We start from the raw sequence: 11048 nt of genomic DNA on the forward strand, positions 1-11048 counted from the left end.
CCCGTGGTCCGCCACGGGCCGGCCGGGCTCCCCTGCCGTGTCCCGCGCCCTCACAAGGAGTCGTCCGTGCGCGTCCTTCTGGTCAACATGCCCTGGTCGCCCATCGACCTGCCCTCCCTGGCCCTAGGCATCCTCAAACGCAGCGTCGACGAGCGGGTACCCGGCGCCACCTGCGAAGTGCTGCACGCCAACCTGGAGTTCACGGACTGGATCACCAGCCGCACCGAATTCTCCGCGGAGGACTACGAGTACTACGCGCTGTCGTCCTACTTCCTCGGCTGCGGCGACTGGGTCTTCTCCTCGGCGCTGTACGACGACCCCGGATGGAAGGACGCGGAGTTCGCGCGCGTCATGGAGGGGAAGCTGCGCAGGTCCCGGATGCGTATGACCCGTCAACTGCACGAGCAGGTACCGGAGTTCGTCGCCGAGATCGCCCGCCGTATCGTCGAGGCCGAGCCCGACGTGGTCGGCTTCACCTCCACGTTCCAGCAGAACACCGCGGCGCTGGCCGCGGCCCGCCAGGTCAAGAAGCTCGCCCCGCACATCGTCACGGTCATGGGCGGCGCCAACTGCGACGCGGAACAGGGTGCTTCGGTCCACCGCAACTTCCCGTTCGTCGACTACGTCGTGCGGGGTGAGGGCGAACAGGCCTTCCCCCAGCTGCTGTCGGCGCTGCAGGACGAGAAGCCCGAACCGGCCGCCGTCGCGGGACTCTGCCACCGGGGCGCCGACGGCACCTCCGTAGCCAACCCGATGCCGAGCGGCCCGCTGCCGCCCGCCGCGATCCTTCCCCCCGACTACAGCGGCTACTTCGAACGTCTCGGGGCGTCCGTGGCACGCAACTGGGTCGAACCCAAACTCGTCGTCGAGGGAGCCCGCGGCTGCTGGTGGGGCGAGAAGCACCACTGCACGTTCTGCGGACTCAACGGCTCCTTCATGCAGTTCCGCAGCAAGAGCCCGGACGTGTTCTACGAGGAGATCATGGACCTCGCGCGCCGGCACCGCGTCCTGGACATGTACGTCGTCGACAACATCCTCGACATGGGCTATCTCAAGACCGTGCTGCCCCGCATCATCGACAGCGGCCACGACCTGCGCATGCACATCGAGATCAAGGCCAACATGCGCCGATCCCAGCTCCAGGTCCTCGCCGACGCCGGACTCATCTACGTCCAGCCGGGCATCGAGAGCCTCAACAGCCGTGTCCTCGACCTGATGGACAAGGGCGTCAGCGGCTGCCAGAACGTCCGGATGCTCCGCGACGCCGCCGAGACGGGACTGTCCGTCTCATGGAACTACCTGCACGGGTTTCCCGGCGAGACCGCGGAGGACTACGAGCCCGTCATACGTCAGCTCCCGGCCCTGGAACACCTCAACCCGCCCGTCGACCTGTCGGCCCGCATCGCCATCGAGCGCTTCAGCCCCTACTTCAAACAGCCCGAACTCGGCTTCACCGGGCTGCGCCCCGAGGAGCACTACCGCTTCACCTACGACCTGCCCGAGGCCGAACTGTACGACCTGGCCTACGTCTTCGAAGCGCCGGAACGCGGAATCACCGAGGAGACGGTCGACCGGCTCAACGCCGGGATCGCGGCGTGGAAGAAGCGCCATGTCGACGCGCGCCTGACCCACACCGATCTCGGCGACCGGATCGTGCTGGTCAGCCGGCGCGAGGCCTTCGACTGGCGGACCCTGTGCCTCACCGACCCGTCGGAGATCGCCGCGTTCCGTCTGCTGGACCAGCCGCACACCTCCACGGCCCTGCTGCGCAAGCTGAACGACGGCCCGACGGGTTTCCCGGAGGCGACCCAGGCGGACGTCCAGCGCCTGCTGGACTTGTGGGTCGAGCGGGGCCTGGCGTTCACGGACGCCGGGCAGTACGTCCACCTCGCGCCGGCCGCGGTCAACCAGGACCTGCTCCGGCTGGACTACATGGCGCACACGCACCGGCGCCCGCGCTCCGAGCAGCCCGTCACCACCACCCCGGCACGGCAGGACCGCTCGACGCCGACGCCGTCCCCCGCCCTTTCCTGACCGTCGGCGCCGCCGCACCAGCGCCGCCGACCGGTACCCGACGACCCGACGGAGACCGCACACGATGACAACGCAGACCGCACCGAACCCGGCCGTGCGGGCATGGCGCGACCTCGACGCCGAGGCCCGCCTCCTGCCCGGCATGTCGCTCGGGCGCATCCCGGTCCCGGCCGGGGCCGCCGTCGCCGACCGTCTCTGGGAGATGGGCGTGCGGCTCGTCGAACTGGAGGAGCCGGTCGATCTGGCCGCCGAGGGCGCCGCCGAGCACCGGCGGGCCGTGGACCTGCTCTGCCTGATCCGCGACCTGACCGCCCGGGCCGTCCAGGTCGACTGGGACCTGAGGCTTCCCGCGGAAGGCAGCGCCGAACAGTGGAAGCTGCTCTCCCATCTGCACCCGCCCCGCGGCATCACCGGTCTCACCGACGGCGACGAGGCGCTCCACGCCTGGCGGACCCGTCACTACCTCTGCAAGCTGGTGTGGCGTCAGGGTCCCGGCTTCGTGCAGATCCGCGACCGCCGCTGGGGCGACCTGCGCCGCTTCACCGCCGACGAGCCGCACTACATGGAGGCCATCGCCCTCCTCGACCGCGGCACCTCCCGAACCGCCGTGCCCGCCGAGGTACTCGACGACTTCACCGCCGAACACCTGGTCCTGCACGTGGGGGAACTGGCGTGGTGGCTGCCGTACCGCGTGTCCCGGTGGCTGCAGGAGGCCATGGCGGTCTGAGGCCCTGGCGGTCCGAGGGGGAGGGCGGGGCGCTCATCACGACGGACGGCGGAAGCACGGGTCCTCACGCGCGGACCGGGCCGTCGAAGGGCCCCGCTCAGGTGGGCCGTCGGCTCGGCCGGGTGGTGCTTGCGGTGGTGGTGGGCGGGGCGGCAGGGTGCGGGGTGTGCCTACTCTGCTGATCGTGCATCACACGCCCTCGCCCAACTGCCAGGCCCTGTTCGAAGCCGTGGTCTCCGGCGCCACGGCGCCCGGGATCGAGGGGGTCCGGGTGGTGAGGCGGGCGGCGCTCGGCGCGACCGTTTCGGATGTGCTCGACGCCGACGGCTATCTGCTCGGCACCCCGGCGAACCTCGGCTACATGTCGGGCGCGCTGAAGCACTTCTTCGACCAGGTCTACTACCCGTGCCTGGACACGACGGCCGCGCGTCCCTTCGGCTACTACGTGCACGGCGGAAACGACGTGACGGGGGCGGTGCGCGGCATCGAGTCGATCACGACGGGTCTGGGCTGGCGGCGTGCGGCCGAGGGCGTGGCCGTGACCGGCGAGCCGGGCAAGGCCGACATCGAGGCGTGCTGGGAGCTCGGCGCGACCCTGGCCGCCCAATTGATGGACTGATCCTGGTGTGTTGTGTCCGCGGGGGGCGGTGCCGCTACGTCCCGGCGTTCGGGGCGAACGTCCGGGCGAGGTGGGCCGTCAGCCGCGCCGCCGTCGGTGGGGAGAGGCGGGCGCCGATGTACCCGTCCGGGCGGACCAGGAGGGCCGTCGGCCGGTCGCCCAGTGCGTAGAGACGGGCGAAGTCGCCCGCCGTGTCGACGTACGTGGGTGGGCCCGAGGAGTCCGGAGCTGTACCGGCGGGCAGGATCACGCAGGTGTCGACGCGTCCCTCGGAGAAGTCGCTCGCCGCGTCGGCGAGTCGCCATCCGTGGTCGCCGTCCCCGTACAGCAGCAGCACATGCCCGCGGTCCCGCAGGAGGTCGTACAGACGCAGGGGATAGGCGGCGATGTGCGCCGAGAGTCCGGCGCAGTCCGGTGCCCGGTCGCCCGGCTGGGGTCCGGGTCCCTCGGCGGCCGGGTCCACGAGCGGGCTGCCGCGGTAGGCGACGAGGAGTTGGGCCTCACGCAGCATCACGGTCCGCGGGTCGAGCGGATCGGCCTGAACGCCCCGGGTGGCGTGCCGGACCGTGCGTTCGACCACTTCCTCACCGACCGGCCGCCGCTCGGCGTCGTAACTCGCCGCGAGATCGGGGTGTGTGCCGCCCTCGACGGCGAGGGCGAGTTTCCAGGCCAGGTTCCAGGCGTCCTGGATGCCGGTGTTCATGCCCTGGGCGCCGGTCGGAGGGTGGATGTGCGCGGCGTCCCCGGCGACGAAGACACGGCCGTCGCCGTACCGGTCGACGATCCGGTGGCTGATGCGGAACACCGAGGACCAGCGCAGGGCGGAGGCGGTCGTGGGCTGCGGGGACAGCCGGTCCAGCACGGCCTGGATGTCGGAGAGCGTCGGCGCGTGGCCGCTCTCCAGACCGTGGGCGACACCGTCGGACGCCTCGGCCGGTCCGTCCCGCCGTCCCGCCGCGGAGAGTTCGGGCGGGACCATCATCGACATCCGGTACCGCTTCCGGCCGGGCAGCGGGATGCACACCAGCAGGTCGTCCACCTCGCCGTCCGCGTTCCGGTGCAGGGCGCGGACGCCGTACCCGGGCGGCAGGTCCCAGTCCACCTCCACGTCACCGAGCATGTACTCCTCCGGGAACGCGCTGCCCTCGAAGCTGAGACCCAACCGCTTGCGCACCAGGCTGTGCGCGCCGTCGCAGCCCACCAGGTACCGCGCCCTGACCTCCTCCTCGGCCCCGGAGGCAGACCGCAGCGCGACCGTCACGCCGTCGACGTCCTGGCTGAACGAGACGAGTTCGGTGCCCCGTTCGATCCGTGTCCCGAACCGCGCGAGGAACGCGTCGAGGATGCGTTCCGTCTCGTACTGCGGCAACGCGGCGAATCCGTACGGCACTTCGGGCGGAAGGACGAGGTCGATCCGGGGCTGTTCGGCGCCGTTGAGGTACATCAGCTGGCCGTACATGGGTACGGCCGCTTCCAGGACCGTGCGAGCCAGCCCCATGCGGTCCCAGAGTTCCAGTGTGCGGGGCTGGATACCCACCGCCTTCGCGTACGGCAGCCGGGCCGGAAGCCGGTCGACGATACGGCAGCGCACCCCGCGTCTGCGCAGCTCCGCGGCCGCTGTGAGTCCCACCGGGCCGCCGCCCGCGACCACCACATCGGTTCCGAAGGTGTGCGCCACGGGAGCCTCCCTGCGTACGCCCCCTGCGTCGAGTGGATCTCCTTCCATCGTGGCCCCGGGGCGACCGGCCTGGCTACTCGATCACGAGCGCGAGGATCCCTTGCGCCGGCGGGCGCGGCGGGACACCGGATGCGAACAGGGCAGGTGGAAGCCACGATGGTTCGTGACGGGAGGGGCACCGAGCCTCACCCTGTACCACCCCCACGGGAGGTGCGCGGTGGCAGGCACCGAACCGGGCAGACGAACGGGCAACATCTTCTTCGCGTTCGCGCCGTGGATCATCTTCGACGTCGTGGCGAGCCCCAGTACGTGGAAGTACGCGGCGCTGGCGGCCCTGGTGGCATCGGTCGTGCTGAACCTCGGTGACATACGCCGCGGCCGGCTGAAGATCCTGGAGGTGACGGGCATCGTCTTCTTCGCCGTCCTCAGCGTGCTCGCTCTCGCCGTGGACCGGCACGATCTCATCTGGCTGGAGACCTACGCCCAGCCCCTGGCGAACGGTGTGATCGCCGTCGTAGCCCTGGTCTCCCTCGCCTTCGATCCGTTCACGGCGCAGTACGCCCGTGAGACGACACCGCGCGAGTACTGGGACTCGCCCGTGTTCCGGCACATCAACGTCGTCCTGACCGCCGTCTGGAGCGCCGTCTTCGTGGTCATCGCCGTGCTCGGCGTCGTCGCCGTCCACACCGAGGGCTCCTCCGACTGGCTGAACTGGGTGATCCCGGTGGCTCTGCTCGTCCTCGCCGTCCGCTTCACCGAGCGCTACCCGGACCAGTACGCCGCACGACACGCCACCGAGCGGGCCGCTGTCTGACCGTCACGAAAGCCTGAGCGCAAGTGCCGTCGCCCGGCGCGCAGTCGGTCAGCGCGGTGCGGGCGGGGGTGCTCCGTCGGTGTGGATCCGGTGGTGGCCGTCCAGGGGACGGTGGGGCAGGTGGAGATGGTGGGAGGCCACGCGTTCGATGACCAGCAAGGCGGCGTCGTCGCCGGGTTGGTCGCCGACGTGACGGACCAGGTCGTCGTGGATCCGGCGCAGCAGGGTGTCGGGGCCGGAGGCGGGGAAGGAGGCGACCCGCTCGGCCAGGGGGTAGAAGGCCCCGGCCGGGGAGCGGGCCTCGATCACGCCGTCGGTGTACAGCAGCAGGAAGTCGCCGGTCTCGAAGACGAACGGGTCGGTGCGGTGGCTCTCGGCGGGCAGCTCGCACATGCCCAGCGGGGGCACGGGGTGCCGGGCGTGCAGGACGGTGACCTCGTGATCGCGCAGGAGCAGGGGCGGGGGATGGCCGCAGTTGATCATCTCGACCCGCGCACCGTCGTCGGGGATGTCCAGCACGAGCGCCGTGATGAAGTGTTCGCCCGGGTCGTGCCGGGTGTCCGCCACCTCGTCCATGTCCCGGCACACGCTCACCTCCAGGGCCGCTGTCAGTTCCGGCAGGGTGGCGTACCGGTGGGCGCCCTCACGGAAGGCGCCCAGCGCCACCGAGGCCTCCCCGATGGCGGCCAGCCCTTTGCCCCGGACGTCTCCGATGATGACGCGGGTGGACGGGCCGGCGGCACGGCTGACCGCGAACAGATCGCCGCCGATCTGGGTGTCGTCCTCGGCGGCCAGGTACAGCCAGGCCACCCGCAGCGGACCGATCCGGCGTGGCGGGGGCCGCAGCAGCACCCGCTGGGCGGTCTCGGCGACCGAGCGCGCCCGCACCAGTTCCCGCGCACGCCGCTCCCGTACATGGCACACGAACACCACCAGAGCGGAGAGCATCACGAGGGCGATGAGCTGCGCGATGTGATTGGTGGTGCCGAGTCCGCCGTGCAGGACGGCGATGACCACCTGGGCGGCCACGGCCAGCGCCCCGACCAGAGCTGTCAGCGCGGGGCCGGCGAGCGAGGCGGTGAGGGTCGGTGCGATGACGAGCAGCGGGCCCAGGTGGACGTCGGTGGGGGAGCGGATGTCCACCACGGCGATCACGACGATCAACGCTAGAGGGACCGCCACCAGACCGCGGCCCGACGGTTGCTCCACGAGACGGTCCACTGACATGCGCCGGTTACCCACATGCCCCATTTTGTACCTATTCCCGCTGCTGCGGGCTCGACGCAACCTCGGCGGACGTCAGTTCCACAGCGGGTAGGTGACCGTGTGCTCGTACCCGTCCGGCCGGTCGTTGGTGTACACCAGCGTCATCTGTGAGTAGTGCTGCACGTTCGGCTTCTTCTTCCACGGCTTCGGGTGGTCCAGCAGGACGATGACCGGGTACGAGTGGAACTTGCCCGCCGCGCAGTACGGCTTGCAGTCGTTCACCATGTTGACGCCCTCGGCCACCGCCGAGTTCTGGTTCCAGTGCGACCAGTGGAGCGAGGAGAGGCGGCTGTTGCCGTCGCCGCAGGCCAGGATGAAGTTGGCGGGCCGCACGTCCGGGTGCCAGAAGCAGTCGACGAGTACGGGTGGCGCCTGCCGCTGCTTCGCGGTCTCCGTGGCGGGCGGGGCGGCGGAAGCGGTTCCCATGACGGCGGCGAGCGACGCGGCCGCGCAGAGGGTGATCGCTGTTCTCACTGAATTTCTGCGCATATCTGCTCCGTGCGGGACGCTCTGCGAATCGGTCACCAGCGTGTTGTCGCTGTGACGCTTCTGACGCTACGGGTCTGACGTGAGATGCACCACTCATATGGATTAACGACACCATTTCGTGAGAAGTACCCAGAACCGAGCCGCACTGATGTACAGGGCCACGGACCGCACCGGGCCGCCGGGCCACCGCACCCGCACCGGGCCGCCGGGCCACCGAGGCGCACCGGGGTGCCCGGCCGTCCGGCCGGTCCGGCAGCCCACGCGCACCGCCGCACTAGAATTCGTCCGTGATGAATAAGTCCGGGCCGCAGCGCGGGCGCAGACCGGGAAGCCCGGACACCCGCGCCGCGATCCTGGATGTCGCGCGCCGCCGCTTCCTCGAGGACGGCTACCACGCGGTGACCCTGCGGTCCGTCGCCGGTGAGGCCGAGGTCGATCTCGCCCTGATCAGCTACTACTTCGGCTCCAAGAAGGGGCTGTTCGGTGCCGCACTGGCGCTGGGCGCGAACCCGGCCGAAGTCCTCGCGCGGGTCGTCGAGGAGGGCGACCTCAGCACATTTCCCGAGCGGGTCGTCCGTCAGGTCCTCGCCGTCTGGGACGATCCCGTGACGGGTCCGCCCCTGCTGGCGATGCTGAAGAGCGCGATCGACGACGACGCTTTCGGCGAGCTGGTCAAGGAGGCGGTCGAGCGCGAGATCGTGGACCGGATCGCGGGCCTCGTGCCGGGACGGAACGCCCGGCAACGGGCGGCCGCCTTCACCACCGTGATCGCCGGAGTGATCGCCACACGCTATCTGCTGCGCCTGGAGCCCATCGCCTCCATGACACCCGACGACGTGGTCCGTTTCGTGAGCCCGCAGGTGCGACAGGCGCTACGCGGTCCCGCGCGCCCGGCGCCCGACGCCCGGCCGGCGGGGCGACCGGCACCCCGTTCCTGACCTGCCGACCAAGTTCCGTCGCGGGGTCGCGGTATCGGCACGCCGAAAGCCGGCGCCTCGCACGATGCGAGACGCCGGCCCGGAGCTCTCAGAGGTACGACGGCTGCTTCTCCGTATCGACGGGACGCGGCCCCTCGTGGTCGGCGGCCTGCTCCGGCCGCGGAGCCGAACGCAGCAGCAGGGCGACGGCGAGCGCTGCGAGCAGGGCGGCCGCACCGGCGCCCAGGAGCGCGAGGTGCATGCCGTCGATGAAGGCGGTCGTCGCCCGGCCGGAGACCGGGCCGCCGATGGCGTGGGCGGCGGCCAGGGAGGAGCGCGCCGCGTCCGCCACGTGGTCCGGCAGTCCGGGCAGGCTCAGGTGATCGCGGTAGGCGGCGCTGAGCAGGCTGCCGAGGACGGCGATCCCGAGGGCGCCGCCGAGCTCACGCGCCAGGTCGTTCATGGCCGAGCCGACGTTCTGCAGGGAGCGCGGCAGAGCGTCCGTGATGGATGTCGTGGCCGGAGTCATGGCCAGACCCATTCCCGCGCCCAGCGGCACGAGACCGGTGGCGATGAGCCAGTACGGGCTGGACGCGTCGAGCCGTGAGAGCACTCCCATGCCCGCCGCGACGCCGACCAGTCCGGCCACCCAGGGCCCTCGGAAGCCGAACCGGGCCACCAGGACAGGGGCGGCGCGGGAGACCGGCACCATGGTCACGGCCATCGGCAGCATCGCGGTGGCGGCCATCAACGCGCTGTCGCCACGCACCAGTTGGAGGTACTGCATCATCACGAAGATGAACCCGAAGAACACGAAGAACTGAAGCATGATCGACAGGGAGCCCGCGGCGAAGTGGGGGTTGCGGAACAGCCGGGGGTCCAGCAGCGGGTTCTCGCGGCGCAGCTCGAAGAGCACGAATCCGATCAGCACCGCCAGGCCCAGCCCGATCCCCGCGAGCGTGACCGGGTCGGCCCACCCGCGGGTCGGCGCCTCGATGACCGAGTAGACGAGCGCCACCAGACCGACGACGGCAAGGAGAGCGCCTCCGACGTCGAGCCGGGGCTGCTTCGGCTCCGCGGACTCGGGCACGAAGAGCAGCGTCCCGACCAGGGCGACCAGGGCCAGGGCGACGTTCAGCAGGAACACCGATCGCCAGGACCAGCCCTCCAGCAGCGCTCCGGTCGCGAACAGGCCCACCAGGGCGCTGGCTCCGGCGACCGCGGCCCAGACACTGACCGCCCGCGCCCGCTGAGCCCGCGGGAACGTACTGGTGATCGTCGACAGGGTGGCCGGCATGACCAGCGCCGCGCCCACTCCGAGGACGCCTCGCAGGGCGATGAGTGTGGAGGGTTCGGTCGTCAGCGCGGCGGCGGCCGACCCGGCTCCGAAGAGTGTCAGTCCCGCGAGGAGTGCCCGCCTGCGTCCGAAGCGGTCGCCCAGGGCGCCGGCGGGCAGCAGCAGCGACGCGAAGACGAGGCTGTAGGAGTCGATGATCCAGGACAGCTGCGTCTGCGTGGCATGCGTCTCGCGAGCGAGATCGGGCAACGCCACATTGAGCGAGGCCATGGCGGCGACAACGGTGCCGAGGGCGAGGCAGGTGACCACCAGGATCAGGTTCTGTCGTGCGGCCGGCGCGGAGCCGACGGCGGGGGCGCGCGTGGAGGGCATGGTGCTCTGTCCTTCGTCCGGGCGGTCCGGGGGGATCCCGGTGCCTGGTCCCAGAGTCGTCACTGCGGTGCGCGATTTCCACGTTGATGAATTAGGGAAGCGGTCCGGCGGCCGGTGACGAGAGGCCGCGTCCGGTCGACGCCGCTCGGCGTCGAGCTGCGGAAAGATGCTGGTCGAGCGAGCGCGGCGTACGCCACGGCGGTCCGCCGTGGACGGGTGCGCCCGCCTCCCCGCCCCCGGATCCGTGCGAGAGGCCGGCTCCTGTTGAATTTCTCGTGCAGGTCGTACGGCGGACCGGGCGAGGCTCTCCGCCGGCGCCCGGACGGGTGACGTCTCAGCCCCTGACCCGCGTGGAACGGGGGGCGCGATCATGTCCGACGTGGCCCTTCGGCGCTGCCCGCCACGAACGGACCGTCAGGAACCGTCGGGGAAGGCGGCCTTTCGCGTCAGGAAGGCCAACCGGGCGCGCTTCTCGGGCAGTTGCACCTCGGGAAGGTCGATCCTGGGGAGTACGACCTCCGGGCCGGCGACGAAGCCCTGTCTGAGCAGTCGGCCGATCGCCTTCTCGTTGCGGCCATCGGGGTCCGTCACGACTCTGCTCCGGCCGAGTGTACGCAGCACGTACGAGGCGATGACGGCTGCCAGGGCGGCCGTCCAGCCGGCCTGACTCCCTACCGGGCCGGCGGGGGCGAGCAGCAGATGGACTCCGATGTCGCCTGGCGTCCTTCGTCCGCAAGGAGCTGAACGTGCCCCGGAACCGCGTTCATGCCCTCGGGTACTGGCGAGCGGTCCAGACTCCCGCGCCGGTCGGCGGCCCGAAGTAGGACGCCTGGAG

9 protein-coding genes and 1 pseudogene are annotated in these 11048 nt (G+C 71.0%); 5 read left to right on the forward strand and 5 right to left on the reverse strand.

Going from position 1 to position 11048, the window contains the following annotated elements; all coding sequences use genetic code 11:
- The first annotated feature begins 66 nt into the window (after positions 1 to 66).
- The 3 genes from ACFWBT_RS37520 (at position 67) to ACFWBT_RS37530 (ending at position 3380) form a co-directional block, all read left to right on the forward strand.
- Complete coding sequence (locus tag ACFWBT_RS37520) at positions 67 to 2034, forward strand: RiPP maturation radical SAM C-methyltransferase (protein WP_385707658.1); 1968 nt, start codon at positions 67 to 69, stop codon at positions 2032 to 2034.
- Positions 2035 to 2098: 64 nt separating this feature from the next.
- Positions 2099 to 2761, forward strand: coding sequence for a DUF5825 family protein (locus tag ACFWBT_RS37525; protein ID WP_385707660.1), 663 nt, complete (start codon positions 2099 to 2101; stop codon positions 2759 to 2761).
- Positions 2762 to 2927: 166 nt separating this feature from the next.
- Complete coding sequence (locus ACFWBT_RS37530) at positions 2928 to 3380, forward strand: flavodoxin family protein (protein WP_385707662.1); 453 nt, start codon at positions 2928 to 2930, stop codon at positions 3378 to 3380.
- Between the two features lie 34 nt (positions 3381 to 3414).
- On the opposite strand, the gene ACFWBT_RS37535 is transcribed toward ACFWBT_RS37530, so the two are convergent.
- Positions 3415 to 5058, reverse strand: coding sequence for an FAD-dependent monooxygenase (locus tag ACFWBT_RS37535; RefSeq protein WP_385707664.1), 1644 nt, complete (start codon positions 5056 to 5058; stop codon positions 3415 to 3417).
- Between the two features lie 217 nt (positions 5059 to 5275).
- Between ACFWBT_RS37535 and ACFWBT_RS37540 the strand changes: the two genes are divergently transcribed.
- Complete coding sequence (locus ACFWBT_RS37540; RefSeq protein ID WP_385707665.1) at positions 5276 to 5872, forward strand: hypothetical protein; 597 nt, start codon at positions 5276 to 5278, stop codon at positions 5870 to 5872.
- 48 nt (positions 5873 to 5920) lie between these two features.
- On the opposite strand, the gene ACFWBT_RS37545 is transcribed toward ACFWBT_RS37540, so the two are convergent.
- Together ACFWBT_RS37545 and ACFWBT_RS37550 are read right to left on the reverse strand one after the other, a co-directional pair.
- On the reverse strand, positions 5921 to 7099 hold the full coding sequence (locus ACFWBT_RS37545) for a PP2C family protein-serine/threonine phosphatase (RefSeq protein ID WP_385707667.1): 1179 nt from the start codon (positions 7097 to 7099) through the stop codon (positions 5921 to 5923).
- Between the two features lie 72 nt (positions 7100 to 7171).
- Positions 7172 to 7627, reverse strand: coding sequence for a hypothetical protein (locus ACFWBT_RS37550; protein WP_385707669.1), 456 nt, complete (start codon positions 7625 to 7627; stop codon positions 7172 to 7174).
- 290 nt (positions 7628 to 7917) lie between these two features.
- Here ACFWBT_RS37550 and ACFWBT_RS37555 point away from each other — a divergent pair, with 290 nt between their 5' ends.
- Complete coding sequence (locus ACFWBT_RS37555; protein ID WP_385707673.1) at positions 7918 to 8565, forward strand: TetR family transcriptional regulator; 648 nt, start codon at positions 7918 to 7920, stop codon at positions 8563 to 8565.
- A gap of 88 nt (positions 8566 to 8653) precedes the next feature.
- Here ACFWBT_RS37555 and ACFWBT_RS37560 read toward each other — a convergent pair whose 3' ends face one another.
- Together ACFWBT_RS37560 and ACFWBT_RS37565 are read right to left on the reverse strand one after the other, a co-directional pair.
- Positions 8654 to 10213, reverse strand: coding sequence for an MFS transporter (locus ACFWBT_RS37560; RefSeq protein ID WP_385707671.1), 1560 nt, complete (start codon positions 10211 to 10213; stop codon positions 8654 to 8656).
- Positions 10214 to 10627: 414 nt separating this feature from the next.
- A pseudogene (locus ACFWBT_RS37565) lies at positions 10628 to 10939 on the reverse strand (GNAT family N-acetyltransferase); the annotation flags it as partial.
- Between the last annotated feature and the right edge of the window lie 109 nt (positions 10940 to 11048).

Origin of the sequence: Streptomyces sp. NPDC060027, assembly GCF_042737005.1 — a bacterium.
Classification (GTDB): domain Bacteria; phylum Actinomycetota; class Actinomycetes; order Streptomycetales; family Streptomycetaceae; genus Streptomyces.

What these genes read in the sequence shown, in the direction of transcription:
- ACFWBT_RS37525 (WP_385707660.1), top strand. Translation starts at nt 2,099, where the DNA reads ATGACAACGCAGACCGCACCGAACCCGGCCGTGCGGGCATGGCGCGAC.
- ACFWBT_RS37545 (WP_385707667.1), bottom strand. Translation starts at nt 7,099, where the DNA reads ATGTCAGTGGACCGTCTCGTGGAGCAACCGTCGGGCCGCGGTCTGGTG.
- ACFWBT_RS37550 (WP_385707669.1), bottom strand. Translation starts at nt 7,627, where the DNA reads ATGCGCAGAAATTCAGTGAGAACAGCGATCACCCTCTGCGCGGCCGCG.
- ACFWBT_RS37555 (WP_385707673.1), top strand. Translation starts at nt 7,918, where the DNA reads ATGAATAAGTCCGGGCCGCAGCGCGGGCGCAGACCGGGAAGCCCGGAC.
- ACFWBT_RS37560 (WP_385707671.1), bottom strand. Translation starts at nt 10,213, where the DNA reads ATGCCCTCCACGCGCGCCCCCGCCGTCGGCTCCGCGCCGGCCGCACGA.